The following is a 17,836-nucleotide window of genomic DNA, read 5'->3' on the forward strand; positions in this document are numbered from 1 at the left end:
GGCTTTTTCTTTGGGTTCTTAATTTGCTGTAAGTTTACAGGTACAGCAACGACCACACGCCCGCATGTCAGGGAGTGTGCCACCACCAAATGGTCAGGATGGAAGTCGTTTGCATGATAAAGTCCTGTAAAAAGATGTTTGCAATGAAGTGCCTACAGAAAACGATAAAGCCGCGGCCAAGTCAAGTCGCTTTTTAGCCTTCTTTCACCGATTTTTCATGAATGGTGACCTGACCACGAGAGCGGAATAACCCGATGAGATTCGATCTTCACTGTCATACTACCGCTTCGGATGGCGTGCTGAGCCCCGCCGAACTGGTGCGCCGCGCTGCCGAAAAAGAGGTCGAGGTGTTAGCGATCACTGACCACGACACCCTTGCCGGCCTTGATGAGGCACGCAGCACCATCGCCGCCGAGCAGCTGCCGCTGCGACTGGTGAACGGGGTCGAGATCTCCACCGGTTGGGAGCATCACGAGATCCATATTGTGGCGCTGGGGGTGGATGAAAAAAATCCGCAGCTGACCGACTTTCTGACCGGCCAGCAGGCCCGCCGCGAAGAGCGCGCGCAGGAGATCGGGCGCCGTCTGGAGAAGTGCCTCATCCCCGGCACTTATGAAGAGGCCAAAGCGCTTGCCGGTGATGCCGCCGTGACCCGAGCCCACTTTGCCCGGGTGCTGGTGGCGCGCGGGGTGGCCGACAACATGCAAAAGGTATTCAAGAAGTACCTGAGCCGGGGCAACAAGGGGTATGCTCCTGCCCAGTGGCCCGAGATGGGAGAGGCGATCACTGCGATTCACGCCGCGGGCGGGCTGGCGGTGCTGGCCCATCCCAGCCGTTACGATCTCACCGCCAAGTGGATCAAGCGGTTGCTGGTGGCCTTCAAGGCGGCAGGCGGCGATGCCATGGAGGTCTCGCTGCCCCAGCAGAGTCCGCAGGAGCGGGCCAATCTGGGCCAGTGGGCGAACGAATATGGTCTGGCCATTTCGGTGGGGTCCGATTTTCACTTCCCCTCCAACTGGACCGAGCTGGGCCGCCACCTCTGGCTACCCAAAGAGGGGACGCCGCTCTGGCTGGTCTCTCCCGATCACTTCGGGCTGAGTCAGGAAGAGCATGCGGCTCTGGTGGCCAGCCGCTGACCGGCGGCAAGAGACGAATTTTAAAGCAGAATTGTAAGTGAGTGCCGTGGAGCCCGGCTCCATGGCCATCAAGCGGGCAGATGTTGCTGCCCCCATTGCGAGAACAAGGTATGAGTCAGCACTTTTACGTACATCCGGAAAACCCGCAGGCGCGTCTGATCAGCCAGGCGGTGCAGATCATCCAGAACGGTGGCGTTATCGTCTATCCGACCGACTCAGGCTATGCGCTGGGCTGCCACATGGGTGACAAGGGGGCGCTGGAGCGCATCTGCCGCATCCGTCGTCTCGACGCCAACCACGATTTCACTCTGGTGTGCCGCGATCTTTCCGAGATCGCCACCTACGCCAAGGTCGATAACGGCGCGTTTCGCCTGATCAAGAACAACACCCCGGGTGCCTACACCTTCATCTTCAAGGCGACCAAAGAGGTGCCGCGCCGCCTGATGAACGAGAAGAAGAAGAGCATCGGTATCCGGGTGCCGGACAACAGGATTGCTCAGGCGCTCTTGGAAGCCCTCGGTGAGCCGCTGCTCTCCACCTCGCTGATCCTGCCGGATTCCGAGATGGCGGAGTTCGACCCGGAGGAGATCTACGACAAGCTGGGCAAGCAGATCGATCTGGTGGTCAACGGCGGTTATCTGGGCGAGCAGCCCACCACTGTCGTGGACTTCTCCGACGACGACCCGGTAGTGCGTCGTCGCGGTGCCGGAGACCCGACCCCGTTTGAGTGATACCGCAGATCCTGTGACGACCAGCACCGGCGGTAACGGCGCGGGCGTCACACCTCCCATCGCGAAAGTCCTGGGGCAGCCCTACCACGAGCTGCCCCAGGACTTGTTCATCCCGCCCGATGCGCTGGAGGTGTTCCTCGATACCTTCGAGGGGCCGCTCGATCTGCTGCTCTACCTCATCCGGCGTCAGCAGCTCGATATCCTCAATCTGCCGATCCTGCAGATCACCGCCCAGTACATGGAGTACGTGGAGCTGATGCAGGGGCTCAATCTGGAGCTGGCGGCCGAATATCTGCTGATGGCGGCCTGGCTGGCCGAGATCAAATCCCGCCTGTTGCTGCCCAAGGCCCCCGAGCTGGAGGATGAAGAGGAGGGGGAAGATCCCCGTGTCACCCTTATTCGTCGGTTGCAGGAGTACGAGCGCTACAAGGTAGGTGCGGAGCGGGTCAGCGAGCTGCCACGGGTGGAGCGGGAGATCTTTATCGCGGCCGCCCTGCCGCCTGATTTTGGCGATCTCAAGCCGCTGGCGCCCGATGTTTCGCTGGTTGAGCTCGCCCTTTACATGCAAAGTGTGGTAAAACGCGCGACTCATTTTGAGCATCACCAGATCCGCCGCGAACAGATCCCGACCCGGGTGCGCATGGCGGAGATCCTCGCCATGCTCTCGCTGGGCCAGACCCTGCGTCTTGAGCAGGTGCTGCGTGCCGAAGAGGGGCGCATGGGCGTGCTGGTGACCTTTCTGGCGCTGCTGGAGCTGTGCAAGGAGCAGCTGATCTGGATTTTGCAGGCCGAGCCTCTGGGTCCAATCCATTTTGCCCTGGCCAGCCAGAGCGAGGAGGGGGAGCGTGGACTTGCCCATTGAGATGGCTTTTGCGAGGAACGCCCAATGGCGCTGCCAGCTGAACGATTAAAGACGCTGATCGAGGCGGCCCTCTTTGTCGCCGGGCGTCCGCTCAACGTCAGCGAGCTCAAAGGCAGCGTGCTGGCCGACTATCCGGTCACCACCCGCTACGTGCAACTGCTGCTGGCGGAGCTCAAACAGGATTACAGCGAACGGGGCGTCGAGCTCAAGGAAGTGGCCTCCGGCTGGCGCTTTCAGGCTCGTCAGGATTATGCCGAAGAGCTTTCGCGGCTCTGGAGCGAGCGGGCGCCCCGCTACTCGCGCGCCGTGATGGAGACGCTGACGCTGATCGCCTATCGTCAACCCATCACCCGGGCCGAGATCGAAGCGATCCGCGGGGTCGCGGTCTCAAGCCAGATAGTGAATACCTTGAAAGATCGTGGCTGGGTGCGCAGCATAGGCCACAAAGAGGTGGCGGGTCGCCCCGAGCTGCTCGCCACCACCAGAGCATTTCTGGATTACTTTAATCTGCAGAGTCTGGAGCAGCTCCCCGAGCTGGATCCCGAGCTGCAACCCCCGTTGTCCGCCATGTTTACGGGCAGCGATCAACAATCAGGTAACCCCGATGAGTGAAAAACTGCAAAAAGTGTTGGCCCGCGCGGGTCACGGCTCCCGTCGTGAGATGGAGGCCCTGATCACCGCAGGTCGGGTCAGTGTGGATGGCAAGGTCGCCACGCTGGGGGATCGCGTCGAAGTGAACGCCGTGATCCGGGTGGATGGTCACCAGGTAAAGACCCGTGCCGCAGAGGAAGTGATCTGCCGCGTGCTGGCTTACCACAAGCCGGAAGGGGAGATGTGTACCCGTCACGATCCGGAAGGTCGTCCTACCGTGTTTGATCGCCTGCCCAAGATGGAAGGGGCCCGCTGGATTGCGGTCGGTCGCCTCGACGTCAACACCTCAGGTCTTTTGCTGTTCACCACCGATGGTGAGTTGGCCAACCGCCTGATGCACCCGAGCCACGAAGTGGAGCGGGAATACGCGGTGCGCGTGTTTGGCGAAATCACCGAAGCCATGCTGCAGCGCCTGCGCAAGGGCGTGCAGCTGGAAGATGGCATGGCCAAGTTCAACAAGATCAAGCCGGCTGGCGGCGAAGGTCTGAACCAGTGGTTCAACGTTACCCTGACCGAAGGTCGCAACCGTGAAGTGCGCCGCCTGTGGGAATCCCAGGAAGTGCAGGTGAGCCGCCTGATGCGGATCCGCTACGGCGACGTCAAGCTGGATCGTGCTATCCCGCGCGGCGGCTGGCAAGAGCTGAAACTGCCGGAAGTGAACTACCTGCGCGGTCTGGTCAACCTGCCGCCGGAGACCGAATCCAAGGTCGATCTGCAGCAGGATGGCAAGAGCAGCCGCCACAAGCAGGCCGCCCAGATCCGTCGAGCCGTCAAGCGCCACAAGGAGCTGCAAGGTAAAGAGCCGCGTGCCCGTGCCACCACCGCCCGTCGCAAGCCGCAAGCTTCTACCCGCAACTCCGGCACCGGCAGCAAATAAGCGCCGTTTATCAGTGAAGCACACTGATAGGCGTGCAAAATTGCCAAAAAGCCCGCACCAACTGGTGCGGGCTTTTTTATATCCTTAACAATATAACTACCTGGACAAATAAATATTTATTTGGCTTTTTATCAATAAAAGCGCTTATTTGTTGATCTCAATGAGAAAACGTTTTTCTTGTTTCATGGTTATTTTTTGTGGCTCAGTTAACAGATAAACGGTTCTTTTTTATTCACAACACCGGATGGATTGGTGAATAATATGGCCGGGTTCCAAGCGCAGCTTTTCATGCCGGATGCATGAGTTTTTCGTTGAAGAGTTCTGCTTGCCAATAGTGATACATGACTCGCGCCGAAGGGGCGTCTCACTGTTATTGGGCTTACAGCAGTGTCGCCGAGCAATTAAATATGCTCAGGGACTGCGGTAGCTATTTGCTAGAATTAGCTCTGTTTGCGGCGTTGTTGCCCAAATCGATACAGCTTGAATGGAACTAACTGATAACTTGGTGATCTGATCCCGCCATCCTCTTCAACTCTGCATTATGGGCGCGTCGCTTCACCCCATCACCAACTGGCCTCAATATAACAAGTCTTTGCTCAACAGTGGTTCACTCACCTTATGGGTTGACACCGAGGCAATGAACAATTGGTTTCACCAAAGCCATTACGGACGATGGGGCCGCAGCCAGCTTGATACTGACCAGACCATCTGTACATTCCTGATGCTCAAGGGGATTTTCAACCTCACTTTGCGGGCCACTCAGGGACTACTCGACTCTCTGCTCCAGTTGATGAATGTGCCGTTGTACGCACAGGACTATAGCTATGCCAGCAAGCGTGCAGGCACGGTGACCGTGGCTTATCGTATCCCCCAAAAAGAACGTATTACCGATTTGGTTATCGACTCGCTTGATTAGACAGGCCGTGCTATTCGGCCCGACAAGCGGGGTCATATTCCGGCTCAACTTGGACCCATTCTGGAACGGTTGGGCCTTGATGGTGTTCTCTGGTTGAAACAGGTGGCGCTATTCAGGCGACAAGGGATCAGCGTGGTGGGAGGCAGAGATCAATGTCAGCAGTTTGCCCGCCACTGTGGCCAGCGGCGATGCCATCAATCACGGATTTGATTGCTTTGCATTTACCCTGCTGATAGCTCCGGGTATTGCACATAGTCCAGTAAATGGTTGTGCAGGGGCGGTTGCTTTCCAAACCTGAAAATCTCTCCCTCCAGTGGACTTTTGCAGGCATCAGTTCGAATGCATACCCCCTTATAATGCCTGCAAGCTGTTCGATAGTGGCTTGCTACAAAATGTGGGCGTCCTAATCGTTGTTTTCGTGGTGAGTTTTTTACTGGGTACTCTAATAAGTTGCTTTTAGAGAGAGTTGAAAAAAGAGGTCATGAAATGAAGTATTATCTTGGGTTATGGCTTTACTCATGTTTTTTTTGTGTCCTTTTATGTTTTTTAATCGGAGGGACAAATTCCATATTTTTTTATTTTAAAGAAGGCGAGCTTCTTGTTCCTAAAGGAGAGGTTGAACGGGCTGTTATATTTGGCTTTATAGCGGGAACATCGATATCAATATATTTTTTTGTCGTCTCTCTTTTTAAAAAAGTGAAAAAACAGTGAGATAAAGTATATATGAATTTTGAAATAAACAAATAACAAACTGGTTAGATAAGTATGGTAGTGCGAAGATAATCTGGGACACCCACCTTTTTGGAAGGTGCTACCTGAGGGGCTTCTTTTGTTACAGAGTTTGATCCAAAAACCGGCAATACGAGGCAATGGATGGAGAGTTATGATCATTCAGGAAGTGTAATTCGTGTCCACCCAAAGAGTATCAATGGACAACCAGTTGACGCTCAGCATTACCTTCCAACGGGAGCTGAATTGAAGAGTTGGGGACAACAATGACTCTAGGAAACGTAGTGGCCGATAGGCTTGAAAAAACAGCTGTCGGTGGATTTGATGTTTTTAAAATATCAAAAGAGGCATTTAGTATTTATCAGGATCCAGAGCTCTCCCTCACAGAGAATTTAAATATGGCGTTGTTATCGCTGATAGCGATGGAGGATGGGCCAGAGTTCGAAATGATAGAAAAAGAATTTTGGATCTTACTATCAGAGATTCGACAGATGTAGGGCCGGTTCGATTAGAGCAGTGTAATCGGGCTATCGCGCATAGGGGCTTTCGGTTAATAAAGGAGCGATTTTAGCGGTATTGGCTCGGCTATGTTACTGGGATCTTGGACTCCCACCTTTTTGATAGAATTTTTGTGCCGAACGGAACTGTGAATGGGATACCTACAAAACCATGATTAATAACGTTTTTAATAAAACTAATAAGATGGGCATTGCGGATTGGGGCGTTATCTACTTTGGCTGTAGAGGTTTACCAATAGGCAAATTATCATGCACAACACTTAGTGATTATCCATGTGATCGCCTAATGTTAATTGATAATTCAGATTCATTATTTCCTTTGGTTGCTGAATTATCTTGTTGTACTGAGATTACGAATGAAACTCTTTATTTGCTAGAGCAAGTATGTCAAATTAGTGAGGTTGACCTCTATTTGGCAAAAAGAAATGGAAATTGTTTTGCTTAGAGAGCACATTAGATTCTTTGCCAGAAGACTATATGTATGCATTACTTGCGCTAAACGAGTTTTGGGTAGGGTGGGGAGAAGAAAAAAATAGTCAAAATATTATTCAAGGTGTAGGAAACGCTATTTATCCTGATGTATACTATTCTGATGAAAACTTAAAAATGGTTATGAATAGCCATAGGGAATGGTTGAGTAAAGAAATGGCTAGTCTTATTTCAAAGACCGCAGGCCCGATTAGCAAAGCGTAATCGGGCCCTCGCGAAATCAGTTGCCGTTATTATCAGGCAACTTACTCGCTCACCCTGTGTGCGAGCGGGACTCTGGGACATCCACCTTTTTGGAAATATAGGTTCAATTCCCCCTGCGTTACTAATTAAATATAGTGCGTTGTGTGATAAGTAAATCAATATAGTTTAAGGGGCTCAGGATGTTGGTGATCAATAAAGTACTTGTTGTCATGTTTTTTTTATTCCATTGGATTATCAGGATGTGCTCCATCATATTCAACCTGGGAAGGGGGGTTGAATGAGGTGATTGGAGATGCCTTTGAAAGACATTACAAAAATCCACATAGTCTTTTTTGGGCTCCAATTTACTCTAATAAAGAAAAAAGGTTTGCAGATAAAGTAGTCTATGAAAGTTCATGGAAAAGATATTATCTTACTTGGATGAAACAGTGTAAATACTCCGTACTGGTTGATGACAAAGGGGTCATTCGCTCTTGGCGTTATGAGACAGACGACAGAGGTAGTTGCTACGTCTGGTAACTACTCTTATGAGCAGGAATAAATCTGGGGCACCCACCTTTTTGACAACAGGTGATATTGGAGATGGCTTGGGGGCAGAGCTAAGCGGGAAATATATTGAACAAAAATCTTCGCAAAAGGGTAGCAAACAATGAGGAAGAACAATACGTTTACGCTTCTGATTTTTTTTGTTGCGTTAAGTGTCACCTCTATTTTTTTGACTTCTTTTACTCTATATGTTGCAGGCGAGCTATTGTTTTTTTATTTTAGAGGTATACCTGTTAATTTTACAATAGATAATTTTTTTATAATCTGTCAGATTAGTTTTGGTGTTGGGAGTTTTGTTGGTGTAGTGATGTGGGGGGCTCGATTATTAAAGCTAAAGGGATTCTGATATTTGAAGGGGGAATCTAGGGAAGGGATAATCCGGGACACCCACCTTTTTGTAATTGATACTATGTGGATACAAGAGGGCATATAGGATGAGTAAAATTGAGAGAATCCTTGATCAGCATCAGACTTGGCTTGCTCAGATGAGTAGTATGGTAGCCCAAGAGCTTGAATACCTTGATGAAGATCTTGCTTGTGACTCATTGGTGGGCCTCGAGAATGTGCCTGACTCGTTGGGGATGTTGGCGATCTATCACGGTATTAAGGGAGAGGTAGCTATCTATGGCGGGGATAGCTCTGGTTGGGAGGACATATCCCGCGCGATTATTTACCGTTACTGGGCGTTGAGGCTTAGAGTAAAGGTTTTCTCCACAACGAGGTTTCTTAAGGGCATTAGAAGTGTCCCTAACCTGACGAATCAGTTGACTAGTGCTAGTTGTTTGTTGGCAGCATTTATTGTAGCGGATCGACATGATTTAGCTGAATCGGTCGCTGATATTCTTGGAGGAATGTTGACTATGAATGGTGCTGTTGATCCTGATTATCAGAAAACGTGCCGATTCGAACCGTTCATGTTGTGGCTTTACTCTGTCTATTCGGGACGGATTGTATCTCCTTTACCTGAACCTATAAATATAGGGGTTTACCAGAAGGTAATCGACAATTGGGACGATGAGGAAAATTTCCCCAGTATAATTGAAGAGGTATGTAAATATCACTTAGCCAACTCTGAAGATAAAGGGGGGGGATGGGATCCAGAATTTAAAAGCCCACCTTTTGATTTATTGCCATTAGAGGTTGTTGCCATCTTAAAAGTTCGTCAACAGATCGGCCAGTCATCACTTTCCATTTCGAACAATCTGTTATTTGTTGACTCAGCCGCACTGGAAAATTTGTTTTTTGAACCGGATGATGTGGCTATAAAAGTTGAGATGGCGTACAACAATTTCTTTAGTTAATAGTAGATTCTGGAAGTACCAAGGTCGCAGGTTCGGTTAGGAGATAATCGGCGTTGTTGCCCATATCAACGAGCAAGTCATGACTTCCCCAGCTCCTAGTGACCGCTACACTCGGGGCTTTCTGACTGGTAGACCAAGGGTATTCAGCTTGTTTATGGTGCTTACATACGCCATGACTTCTCCCACTTGGCCGTTGTAGTTACGCAGACTGATTTTCCCCGCCAACAACTGCTTGAACCGATACATCGCTGTCTCTGCCAGTGAGCGACGGTGATACCCAGATATCTTCTTCCAGTGCGCCAGTCCTTCCTTGCACATCACCAGCACCGCGTCATTTCTTGCGTGTCCTTTTTTCCATAACCCCGCGTTTTTGCGAGGCGGGATACAGGCTGTTGCCCCTTTGCGCGAGATAAGCTGATGGCTGGCTTTGCTGTCATAGGCGCCATCCGCATAAACATGTCCCAGCTTACGCCGCAGAGGGTTGAGCAAGGTGGGCAACACCTCGGCATCATGGACATTTTCCAGCGAGACTTCCGCCGCCACGATATCGTGGGTCACCGGGTCTACCGCCAGATGCAACTTGCGCCAGACTCGCCGCTTCTCCGAGCCGTGTTTTCTGACCTTCCACTCGCCTTCACCAAATACCTTCAGGCCGGTCGAATCGATAACCAGGTCGATGATACGCCCCTTGGCGGGTTGTCGATAGGCCACTTTCACCGTGCGAGCGCGCTTGCTGACACAACTGTAGTCCGGTGCGCACAACGGTACATTCATCAACTCGAACAGGGAGTCGAGTAGCCCCTGAGTGGCCCGCAGAGTGAGGTTAAAAATCCCCTTGAGCATCAGGAAGGTACAGATGGTCTGGTCGGTACAAAAGGTGGGTGTCCTAATCGTTCCTAATCGCTTATCCACTCAGTGACTAATAAAGCATATGATATGAAAATCGTTACGCCTAAACGTTCTGAGTTACAGCCAGGCCCATCTTTGGGGGGGGGGGGGAATGAAGATTAAAAGCCAAATTAGTGGGCATATCATTGACATATTTGGTATTTACTGGGTTTTGTCTGTGGATGGCTCCTGCACTGAAACAATATTGCTTGGTTTACCTAAAAATAGTGGTGGCTTAGTTCCTTATCGCATAACAGGTAAGGTTATTGATAGTGTTGATATTATTGAACCATCCGTACCCGATGGCTTTATCTACTACTATTCAGGGATTCATCACAAATCATTAATTGAAGAGAATTTACTCGATGATCTTCGAGAATATGACGAAACAGCTTATAAGCGGTTCCTTGAGATCCTGAAAGCTGAAGGCAGCATAGATCCGGATTTTTATTGAAATCCGGGACCCCCACCTTTTTGTGGATTACATAAAGATCACATTGAAGTTTTGATAGCAAAGGAAGAGTCAAAGCTGTCCTAAATACTGACGGTTCTTACAATGACTCGAAGACAAAATCTGCAATTAAAGAAGGGCGGAGATTGACAAAATGAAAATAAATTTTCCCTTTGACAGCATCAAGGGAAATTTTTTATATATACAGGGGGAGAAATCTCATAACTCAGTAGATAAGAATGATCTATTCATCGATTATGGGGGTGAGCTAGATGATAGATTTGTAAAATATCTATGCCTATTGAGGAACAAGTTAACTTGCTGGGCATAGCCAAAGAAAAACATGATGATCTTGCAATGCAATCGGCTCTATTTAGAATAAGAACTCATGCGATGAGTCTGTCAAGTTTTTTTGATTCTATTGTAGAGGATTCTGAAATAATTCTTCGACTGGAGACTTGGCCAGAAATTCCAGAAGATAATCCGGGACACCCACCTTTTTGACACGTCCTTGATGGTGCGGAGAAAAAAATGAAAAAAATTAACCTCTGGGATCTCATCAAATTTATTATATTAAGTAATATTTTTATGATTTTTCTTGATGTTTTTGGTAATGCGCTGGTATTAGTTGTGGTATATTTTAAAACTGGTATTTTTATATTTGACTTGGATGATTTTTTATATGGCTCTTTAGATAAAGCTCTCGCAGGAGGAACCGTGTTGGGTATTGGTCTTTGGCTCAAACACAAATTACAAGAGCGACAGAAACAGAAAGGCTAGGGCCGTAGTCTCGATTAGGAGGATTATTTTGCACCCATATTTTTTAATGCATGTTAAAAGGAAGGTCGTATGAAGATATTGTTTGCATCAGGAATGATAACCTTTCTTGTTTTGCTGATTTTTTTGTCAGGTGTTTTTTATGTTAGGAATAAATTAAAATTTAATGATTCTAGATCTGTGTTTTTGTTTATGGATAGCGTGATGTTTAAGTCTTGTTGGCTGACTAATCTGGCATCTATATTCTTTTTTATATCATGTGCTATGGGATTAGCTTTGTCATGGGTTAATGGTGAGCCTCATCAACGAATTATTTCTTATTGTGTCGGCTTTTTTTGTGTTATTTTATTGTTTTTTCATTGTAGGTTGCAGTATGTTAGAAGTCATGAGGTAGGTGATTTTTCCTTTTTAAACGAATTGACTTTGAAATATGAGTTTTCTAGTTCTTCGGTTTTAATTTGGCTTTCTAGATTATGTTATTTGGTGTCATTTTTCATGCTCTTTTATTATGGTTGTTAACGCGTATTAGCGGGGTGTAAAGACATAGTCATCACCAGATACCGGCCTAGCGCCGGTGTTTTATTTTATCGGCCTGCCATGCTGGCAAGCTGGTCGTTCAACCTGATTCCCATCTGCCGAGATGACTTTTGCATCCATGTAACGAATTTTTGTCCGCCGTATCACCAGTGAAATAATCCGAGACGTGGTGGAAGAGTCGATAGCCTAATGGCGGAGTGGCAACTGCCTCCGATCCTGCGGTATTCGTGATGCCGATGCTGCTGATAGTGGGCGGATGTGCTGTGGTGCTTGCTATGCAGGGGGGTAGCCCCAAAAGTGGGTTTCGATATCGCCTCTTATGCCAGATAAGAGGCGATATAGCGATTTGATTACCAGATTAGCGATCGCCAGACATCCCGAACTCTATGGGCATCAAGGTATAAAACACACTCGTGTTGTGTTTCTTTAGCAGGTCGAATATGAGGTTTACCTCGTTGTCAGTGACGGAAAACGTCACTTCCAATGGCTGGTCTGACAGTTCGAAAAAGTGAGCCGAGTGCAGACGCCGATCATGCCCAAGTCCTTCATTGGCAGCCAACAGGGTGGCCCCCTGAATACCGAGCTCTTTAGCCTGCTCGACCAGCCATTGTGCCAATGGTTGACCCTCGATTGAGCGATCCTGGCGAGTGTAAAATGTTAATTGATAGCCTTGCATAGATACTCCTGTCACATCCGTTGCAGCATTGACATTGACCACATGCCGGCAAGAGTCATAGCCAGCGAACCCAGTACATGGACACAAATCGCCCCACCTGCCCAGGCCAATCGACCGGCCTGCAGTAATGAAGTGACTTCAGCAGAGAATGTTGAAAAGGTGGTCAACCCGCCGAGAAAACCGGTGATCACCAGCAGCCGCCATTCAGGGGGGAGATTGGGGTTTGCGGAAAAGAAAGCGATAGCGATCCCGATCAGATAGCCTCCCAGCAAGTTTGCCACGAGAGTGCCCAGCGGGAGGGTTGGAAAGATAGCGTTCAGGGATGTGCCGAGTAGCCAGCGAAATATGGCACCGAACGAGGCGCCAACGCTGATGGCAAGAATCGAATTAAGCATATAAATCGTCCTTTAGTGCAGAGACTCCAGGACAGTGGTGCATATGCTACGCAGCCCTGACCTGGACTGAAACGTAGGCATCATTAGCCACAACGGCGGTTTGTGTGCGTATGCATGTGGAGGAATGCCATCTCCAGTGCATGGATTGTATCTTTCGCAGAGAAAAAGTCGAGCCGCGGTTTGGTCTTGTCGGCCAGCCATGGTGGCAAGCGGGTCGGCCAGCCAAGCTCCCGTCCGATGCGATGATTTTTGCATCCATGTAACGAGTTGCTGGCTCGCTGTATCACCAGTGAAATAATCCCATAAGTGGTTGCAGAGTGAGTCACCGAATAGTGGGGTGGCAACGGCCTCCGATCCTGCGGTATTGATGGTGCCGATGCGGCCAGGCTGTGTTCTTCGGCCAGGGGGCGGGGATATGCGGCGGTGTCTGCGAGCTGGAGGGGCGGTCGTGTCAGTAGGCCTGGGCATTCCATTTGTCGTTGAAGTCGTGGATAAACTTCTCCCCCTCTTCGTTGCGGGAGGTGACCAGATAGAAGGTGACGTTCTGGCGAAACAGCGAGAGGCGGTAGAGGGCGGCGCTGTCCTCTTCGGAGAGGTTCTTTTTCGAGGTGTCGTTGATGGGCACCAGATCGACTTTGCCCTTTTTCAGCAGCTCGACGCACTGGTTGAGGCGGTTGGTGGTTCTGACGATCAGCCCCTGATCGTTGATGACCCGTTCGATGGCGTCGGAGAACCACCCCTTGGGCACGCAGGCGGTTTTTTGCTGCCAGGGCGGGGATTCCAGCCCCTTCTTGTCGGGCGTGGTGTACCAGGACTGGATATCGAAGGCGATGGGGGTACTGAACAGCAGGCTGTTGCTGCGCTCGTTGGTCCAGGTAAAGGGGAACGCGGCGATGGCGTTGCCCAGCTCGATGTTTTTAAGTCCGCGTGGCCAGGGCTGATAGGAGATCTGCAGATCCGGGTGGCCAGCCGCTTTGAGAATGGTGAGCACCTTGCTTGCCAGCTCGCCGCCATTGGCCAGCTCCGCAGAGGAGTAAGGGGGCAGTTCGCCGGTGATGATCACCGCACTCTGCGCCGCGCTGGCAGGGAGCAGCGAGAGCGCAAGGAGAGGGGCAAGCAGCGGATGGCGCAGGCGCAAACAAGAGGGATGAGCGACAGAGAGGGTGAGTGGATAACGAATGTGCATGGCTGGTGACCTCGCCTCTATCGACTTTTTTCAGATTAACGGTTTCACCGGGGAAAAAACAGATTCGAAGCGCACTGTTTCTGCGCCTTCCGGGCGACATGAACGGACGTGTGGCGGTTGCTCTGCTCCGGTGAGCTTGTTAGCCTGTGCGGCTCTGACAGAGGAGTGAACAATGAGCAAGGTACTTGATGGGCTGCTGGCGTTGCTGGCGCTGGAAAAAATCGAGGAGGGCCTGTTTCGGGGCCAGAGCCAGGATCTCGGTCTGCGGGCCGTGTTTGGCGGACAGGTAATGGGGCAGGCCTTGTCAGCCGCCAAGCAGACGGTCGAGACCGGCCGTCAGGTTCACAGTTTTCACTCCTACTTCCTGCGTCCGGGGGATGTGACCCGTCCCATCGTCTATGACGTGGAGAATATCCGCGACGGCCAGACCGTCTCCACCCGCCGGGTCAAGGCGATTCAGGGCGGCAAGCCCATCTTCTATCTCAACGCCTCGTTTCAGGTGCCGGCCGATGGTTTCGAGCATCAGGCGCAGATGCCGACCGGCATCACTCCGCCGGAGGAGCTCAAGAGCGAGCTGGAGCTGGTGCGCCCTTACGAGAACCTGATCCCGGCCTCCCTGCGCGACAAGATCCTCTGCGAGCAGCCCATCGAGATGCGCCCGGTGACCCTGGTCGACCCTATTCGGCCGACGGTGCAGGACCCGGTGCGCCACGTCTGGTTCAAGGCCAACGGCCAGATGCCGGACGATCTGCGGGTGCACAAATACTTACTGGCCTACGCCTCCGACTTCAACTTCCTGCTCACCTCGCTGCAGCCGCACGGGGTGTCGTACTGGGAGCCGGATATGCAGGTAGCCACCATCGATCACTCCATGTGGTTCCACCGGGATTTTCGCTTCGACGACTGGCTGCTCTACGTGGTAGACAGCCCGAGCGCCAGCAGCGGTCGCGGTCTGGTGCGCGGCCAGTTCTTTACCCGCGATGGTGTGCTGGTGGCGAGCACCATGCAGGAGGGGGTGATCCGCCGTCGCGGCAGTTAAGGCGCAAAGCGGATAGCAAAACGGGGTGGCACTGGCCACCCCGTTTTCGTTGCTGCGATGTGCGCTGGGCCAGCGGGATCAGCCGCCGCGCTGGTATTTGAAGCGCTTCTTGCGCCGGTAGGGATAGACATCCTCGAACACCCCCACCTTGATGTTGCTCTGCAGCATCTTCCAGTAGTTGGCGTCGAACATCTCCTTGTGCAGTTGCAGCATGATCTCCCGCACCTGCGGCTTTTGCAGCAGGAAGGTGGCGAACTCCTCGGGAAAGATGTCGTTGGGGGCCACCGAGTACCAGGGCTCGGCACTCCACTCATCCTCGGGGTAGCGCGGTGGCGGGATCTGGCGGAAGTTGCACTCCGTCATGTAGCAGATCTCGTCGTAGTCGTAGAAGACCACCCGGCCATGGCGGGTGACGCCAAAGTTCTTGAACAGCATGTCCCCCGGGAAGATGTTGGCCGCCGCCAGCTGTTTGATGGCGTTGCCGTACTCCTCCAGCGCGAGCCGGGTCTGCTGCTCGTCCGCCTTGTCCAGATAGAGGTTGAGCGGGATCATCTTGCGCTCGGTGTAGAGGTGCTTGATCACCAGCTTGTCGTCGGTGATGGTGAGGGCCGAGGGCGCCACTGTCTTGAGCTCGGCAAGGAGTTCGGGCGAGATGCGATCCAGCGGAAACTCGAAGTTGGTGAACTCCTGGGTATCGGCCATCCGGCCCACCCGATCATGCTGTTTGACCAGCCGGTACTTCTCTTTGACCTGCTCGTGGCTCACCTCCTTGGGCGGGGTGAACTCGTCCTTGATCACCTTGAACACCACGTCGTAGGAGGGGAGGGTAAACACGCTCATCACCATCCCCTTGATGCCCGGCGCGATGATGAACTGATCCCGACTCTGGGCCAGATGGTGGCGGTAGTGGCGATAGAGCTCGGTCTTGCCGTGCTTCTGGCAGCCGATGGCGTTGTAGATCTCGTAATCGGGCTTGTGGGGCATGATCTGGCGCAGGAAGGCGACAAACAGCGCCGGTTCGCGGGCATAGACCATAAAGTAGGCGCGGGCGAAGCCAAAGACGATGGAGGCGAGATCCGGCTCGAAGATGACGGTGTCCACATAGATGCTCTGGCCGGTGCTGAGCAGGGGCAGGATAAAGGGGAAAACCTGATCCTTCACCCGGATCAGCCCCACCAGATAGGCCCCCTTGTTGCGGTAGAACACCTCTTTCAATAGCTCGATGGCAAACGGCTCATCATGGAGGATTTGCGGGCCGTTCTCGGCAAGATGGCGGTGGATGTCCACAATATCCCGCTGCTTGTCCTCGTAGGGGAGGGTGAAGCTGTAATCCCCCAGCAGCTGACTCAGGGTCTGCGGCAGATGGGCCAGATCGGTGCGATAGATGCGCAGCAATGCGCTGAGATCGGGCTTGTCGCCGCGGCTGACGAAGGGGTGGATATAGAGGTTCTCGTCGCGGATATTGCGATGGCGAAAGATGCGGCGATAGACGGAGTTGAAGAAGGACTCCGCCACCTCGAAGTTCTCGCACTTGGGCAGCAGATCGCTGAAAGCCCCCTTCACCCGCTTGAGCAACTCCTGGGTGGCGTGGTGCTCTCCCATCATCTGGCGAATGGAGCTGGCAGTGGCCCCTACATGGTGGTCATAGAGGCGAATGCGCTCGCGCCCCGCCAGCTGCACTCCCAGCCAGTCGCTGTTCTCGAAGCGGCTCTTGCTGCCGCGAGTTATCTCGAGAAACCGGCTGTAAAACGACTCGAACCGTTGCAAGATGGTCTCGGCGACGGCCTGTTCCAATGGCTGCTGCATCTCTCTCTTCCTTGTGATTCTTCGGGCCGAATGCGCCGGAAAACGGGCGCAAAAAAGGCGTGCGTCAGGCCACTATGGCAACATTGAAACATCTGTTCAAGTGGCAATTTTCGTGGATAAACGGTAGATTGCGCCCCTGTTTTGGCGATGGTTCAGCGACTGTTTGCCGTCTGTTTGAGAGGCCGTCCGGCCTGTGAGGAAACCCGATGAAGCTCTATTTTGTCCTGGTGGCACCTGCCCGCCCCGCCAACGTCGGCGCCGCCGCCCGCGCCATGAAAACCATGGGCTTTGATGCCATGCGACTGGTGGCAAGCCGGGTGCACGAAGAGGATGAAGCGAGCTGGGTAGCCCACGGCGCGCAGGAGATCCTGGCTCAGGCCGAGGCGTTCGATACCCTGCCCGAGGCGCTGGCCGATATGGATCTGGTGATCGCCACCACCGCCCGCCAGCGTGGCCGCTACCAGCACTACCTCACGCCAGCTGAAATTCGCGACCAGATCCGCGCCAAGCCTTCCCTCAACAAGGTCGCCATCGTTTTTGGCTGCGAGGAGTCGGGCCTCTCCAACGAGCAACTGGCCGAGGTCGACCTCATCAGCTATCTGCCGCTCAAGGTGAGTTACCCGTCCCTCAATCTGGGGCAGGCGATCATGCTCTACGCCTACGAGCTGAGCCCGCTGCTCGATGAGGCAAGTGTCGCAGCAGAAAATATTGATAACAGCGGACAGGTTCGCGTGCTTAAAAGCAAAACAGCAGAAATTCTGGGTGAACTCGGGGTTTCGCAGGATGAAAAACTGCATCAGTGGGTGATGGACCGGGTGCCCATGCTGCCGCAGCGGGATTTGAACATGCTCCACCTGCTCTGCAAGGACCTTGCCCGCAAACTTGGCAAAGAGGTTTAAGTTGACAGCCCTGCGCCCGGCGCGGTATTGCTAAAAGCCAGTTTCGTTCACGAGTGTTCGTCATGCAGCTATTCACCAACATCATCACCACCACCATTATTACCGGTACCACCACAGGTGGCACTGGGGCCGGTTGATGCGCTGACGAACAAGCACAGAAATCAGAAAAGGCCCGTACCCACCCAGTACGGGCCTTTTTGTTGGATGATTTTCAGACCGGTT

The 17,836-nt window shown here is 52.3% G+C and carries 18 protein-coding genes, 2 pseudogenes and 1 riboswitch; of the genes and pseudogenes, 15 read left to right on the forward strand and 5 right to left on the reverse strand.

Going from position 1 to position 17,836, the window contains the following annotated elements:
• The first annotated feature begins 254 nt into the window (after nt 1-254).
• From I6L40_RS08860 to I6L40_RS08910, 10 genes and pseudogenes are all read left to right on the forward strand, one after another.
• Nucleotides 255-1,136, forward strand: a complete 882-nt coding sequence (locus I6L40_RS08860; protein ID WP_216995306.1) for a PHP domain-containing protein — start codon at nt 255-257, stop codon at nt 1,134-1,136.
• A gap of 110 nt (nt 1,137-1,246) precedes the next feature.
• The gene (locus tag I6L40_RS08865; protein ID WP_043851425.1) at nt 1,247-1,867 is read left to right on the forward strand and encodes an L-threonylcarbamoyladenylate synthase; all 621 of its coding nucleotides are present in this window, start codon (nt 1,247-1,249) and stop codon (nt 1,865-1,867) included.
• A complete protein-coding gene (locus I6L40_RS08870; RefSeq protein ID WP_216995307.1) occupies nt 1,860-2,729 on the forward strand; it encodes a ScpA family protein in 870 nt (289 codons plus the stop codon). The genes I6L40_RS08865 and I6L40_RS08870 overlap by 8 nt, the downstream gene beginning before the upstream one ends.
• 24 nt (nt 2,730-2,753) lie before the next feature.
• The gene (gene scpB, locus I6L40_RS08875; RefSeq protein WP_033113297.1) at nt 2,754-3,341 is read left to right on the forward strand and encodes an SMC-Scp complex subunit ScpB; all 588 of its coding nucleotides are present in this window, start codon (nt 2,754-2,756) and stop codon (nt 3,339-3,341) included.
• Nucleotides 3,334-4,257 (forward strand): 23S rRNA pseudouridine(2605) synthase RluB, encoded by a 924-nt coding sequence (rluB, locus tag I6L40_RS08880; protein ID WP_042032448.1) that lies wholly within the window; start codon nt 3,334-3,336, stop codon nt 4,255-4,257. The genes scpB and rluB overlap by 8 nt, the downstream gene beginning before the upstream one ends.
• A gap of 541 nt (nt 4,258-4,798) precedes the next feature.
• Nucleotides 4,799-5,164: pseudogene (locus I6L40_RS08885) on the forward strand (transposase); the annotation flags it as partial.
• 495 nt (nt 5,165-5,659) lie between these two features.
• Nucleotides 5,660-5,884, forward strand: coding sequence for a hypothetical protein (locus tag I6L40_RS08895; RefSeq protein ID WP_216995308.1), 225 nt, complete (start codon nt 5,660-5,662; stop codon nt 5,882-5,884).
• Nucleotides 5,885-6,168: 284 nt separating this feature from the next.
• Nucleotides 6,169-6,399, forward strand: a complete 231-nt coding sequence (locus tag I6L40_RS08900; protein WP_071911926.1) for a hypothetical protein — start codon at nt 6,169-6,171, stop codon at nt 6,397-6,399.
• A 498-nt stretch (nt 6,400-6,897) separates the two neighbouring features.
• Nucleotides 6,898-7,113 (forward strand): DUF2247 family protein, encoded by a 216-nt coding sequence (locus I6L40_RS08905; protein ID WP_239693808.1) that lies wholly within the window; start codon nt 6,898-6,900, stop codon nt 7,111-7,113.
• A 980-nt stretch (nt 7,114-8,093) separates the two neighbouring features.
• Nucleotides 8,094-8,960: a hypothetical protein gene (locus tag I6L40_RS08910; protein ID WP_071911917.1), complete on the forward strand. Its 867-nt coding sequence runs from the start codon at nt 8,094-8,096 to the stop codon at nt 8,958-8,960.
• A 105-nt stretch (nt 8,961-9,065) separates the two neighbouring features.
• Here I6L40_RS08910 and I6L40_RS08915 read toward each other — a convergent pair.
• Nucleotides 9,066-9,830, reverse strand: a pseudogene (locus tag I6L40_RS08915) (IS5 family transposase); the annotation flags it as partial.
• A 130-nt stretch (nt 9,831-9,960) separates the two neighbouring features.
• Here I6L40_RS08915 and I6L40_RS08920 point away from each other — a divergent pair.
• The 3 genes from I6L40_RS08920 to I6L40_RS08930 all read left to right on the forward strand — a co-directional run bounded on the left by I6L40_RS08920 (nt 9,961) and on the right by I6L40_RS08930 (nt 11,079).
• Nucleotides 9,961-10,302, forward strand: coding sequence for a hypothetical protein (locus I6L40_RS08920; RefSeq protein WP_071911915.1), 342 nt, complete (start codon nt 9,961-9,963; stop codon nt 10,300-10,302).
• Nucleotides 10,303-10,593: 291 nt separating this feature from the next.
• Nucleotides 10,594-10,803, forward strand: a complete 210-nt coding sequence (locus I6L40_RS08925) for a hypothetical protein (RefSeq protein WP_204378239.1) — start codon at nt 10,594-10,596, stop codon at nt 10,801-10,803.
• A 27-nt stretch (nt 10,804-10,830) separates the two neighbouring features.
• Entirely contained in the window at nt 10,831-11,079 is a 249-nt protein-coding gene (locus tag I6L40_RS08930) for a hypothetical protein (RefSeq protein ID WP_071911913.1), read from the forward strand.
• Nucleotides 11,080-11,971: 892 nt separating this feature from the next.
• Here the strand turns inward: I6L40_RS08930 and I6L40_RS08935 are convergent.
• The 3 genes from I6L40_RS08935 to I6L40_RS08945 form a co-directional block, all read right to left on the reverse strand.
• The gene (locus tag I6L40_RS08935; protein WP_043851430.1) at nt 11,972-12,289 is read right to left on the reverse strand and encodes a DUF190 domain-containing protein; all 318 of its coding nucleotides are present in this window, start codon (nt 12,287-12,289) and stop codon (nt 11,972-11,974) included.
• 11 nt (nt 12,290-12,300) lie between these two features.
• Nucleotides 12,301-12,684 carry a fluoride efflux transporter CrcB gene (crcB, locus tag I6L40_RS08940; RefSeq protein WP_033116160.1) on the reverse strand — a complete coding sequence of 128 codons (384 nt, stop codon included), beginning with the start codon at nt 12,682-12,684 and terminating at the stop codon, nt 12,301-12,303.
• A 67-nt stretch (nt 12,685-12,751) separates the two neighbouring features.
• Nucleotides 12,752-12,828, reverse strand: a riboswitch (Fluoride riboswitch).
• Between the two features lie 307 nt (nt 12,829-13,135).
• Nucleotides 13,136-13,870, reverse strand: coding sequence for an ABC transporter substrate-binding protein (locus tag I6L40_RS08945; RefSeq protein WP_216995309.1), 735 nt, complete (start codon nt 13,868-13,870; stop codon nt 13,136-13,138).
• A gap of 172 nt (nt 13,871-14,042) precedes the next feature.
• Between I6L40_RS08945 and tesB the strand changes: the two genes are divergently transcribed.
• Nucleotides 14,043-14,909, forward strand: a complete 867-nt coding sequence (gene tesB, locus I6L40_RS08950) for an acyl-CoA thioesterase II (RefSeq protein WP_042032451.1) — start codon at nt 14,043-14,045, stop codon at nt 14,907-14,909.
• 78 nt (nt 14,910-14,987) lie between these two features.
• On the opposite strand, the gene aceK is transcribed toward tesB, so the two are convergent.
• Complete coding sequence (gene aceK / locus I6L40_RS08955; protein ID WP_043851432.1) at nt 14,988-16,715, reverse strand: bifunctional isocitrate dehydrogenase kinase/phosphatase; 1,728 nt, start codon at nt 16,713-16,715, stop codon at nt 14,988-14,990.
• Nucleotides 16,716-16,921: 206 nt separating this feature from the next.
• Here aceK and I6L40_RS08960 point away from each other — a divergent pair, with 206 nt between their 5' ends.
• Nucleotides 16,922-17,614, forward strand: a complete 693-nt coding sequence (locus tag I6L40_RS08960; protein ID WP_041208306.1) for a tRNA/rRNA methyltransferase — start codon at nt 16,922-16,924, stop codon at nt 17,612-17,614.
• Nucleotides 17,615-17,836: the final 222 nt, after the last annotated feature.

Source organism: Aeromonas sp. FDAARGOS 1410, from assembly GCF_019048745.1.
In the GTDB taxonomy this organism is placed as follows: Bacteria; Pseudomonadota; Gammaproteobacteria; order Enterobacterales; family Aeromonadaceae; genus Aeromonas; species Aeromonas jandaei.

Excerpts from the sequence above, each read along its gene's own strand:
- I6L40_RS08860 (WP_216995306.1), top strand. The coding sequence starts at position 255 with ATGAGATTCGATCTTCACTGTCATACTACCGCTTCGGATGGCGTGCTG.
- I6L40_RS08865 (WP_043851425.1), top strand. The coding sequence starts at position 1,247 with ATGAGTCAGCACTTTTACGTACATCCGGAAAACCCGCAGGCGCGTCTG.
- scpB (WP_033113297.1), top strand. The coding sequence starts at position 2,754 with ATGGCGCTGCCAGCTGAACGATTAAAGACGCTGATCGAGGCGGCCCTC.
- rluB (WP_042032448.1), top strand. The coding sequence starts at position 3,334 with ATGAGTGAAAAACTGCAAAAAGTGTTGGCCCGCGCGGGTCACGGCTCC.
- I6L40_RS08895 (WP_216995308.1), top strand. The coding sequence starts at position 5,660 with ATGAAGTATTATCTTGGGTTATGGCTTTACTCATGTTTTTTTTGTGTC.
- I6L40_RS08900 (WP_071911926.1), top strand. The coding sequence starts at position 6,169 with ATGACTCTAGGAAACGTAGTGGCCGATAGGCTTGAAAAAACAGCTGTC.
- I6L40_RS08905 (WP_239693808.1), top strand. The coding sequence starts at position 6,898 with ATGTATGCATTACTTGCGCTAAACGAGTTTTGGGTAGGGTGGGGAGAA.
- I6L40_RS08910 (WP_071911917.1), top strand. The coding sequence starts at position 8,094 with ATGAGTAAAATTGAGAGAATCCTTGATCAGCATCAGACTTGGCTTGCT.
- I6L40_RS08920 (WP_071911915.1), top strand. The coding sequence starts at position 9,961 with ATGAAGATTAAAAGCCAAATTAGTGGGCATATCATTGACATATTTGGT.
- I6L40_RS08925 (WP_204378239.1), top strand. The coding sequence starts at position 10,594 with ATGCCTATTGAGGAACAAGTTAACTTGCTGGGCATAGCCAAAGAAAAA.
- I6L40_RS08930 (WP_071911913.1), top strand. The coding sequence starts at position 10,831 with ATGAAAAAAATTAACCTCTGGGATCTCATCAAATTTATTATATTAAGT.
- I6L40_RS08935 (WP_043851430.1), bottom strand. The coding sequence starts at position 12,289 with ATGCAAGGCTATCAATTAACATTTTACACTCGCCAGGATCGCTCAATC.
- crcB (WP_033116160.1), bottom strand. The coding sequence starts at position 12,684 with ATGCTTAATTCGATTCTTGCCATCAGCGTTGGCGCCTCGTTCGGTGCC.
- I6L40_RS08945 (WP_216995309.1), bottom strand. The coding sequence starts at position 13,870 with ATGCACATTCGTTATCCACTCACCCTCTCTGTCGCTCATCCCTCTTGT.
- tesB (WP_042032451.1), top strand. The coding sequence starts at position 14,043 with ATGAGCAAGGTACTTGATGGGCTGCTGGCGTTGCTGGCGCTGGAAAAA.
- aceK (WP_043851432.1), bottom strand. The coding sequence starts at position 16,715 with ATGCAGCAGCCATTGGAACAGGCCGTCGCCGAGACCATCTTGCAACGG.
- I6L40_RS08960 (WP_041208306.1), top strand. The coding sequence starts at position 16,922 with ATGAAGCTCTATTTTGTCCTGGTGGCACCTGCCCGCCCCGCCAACGTC.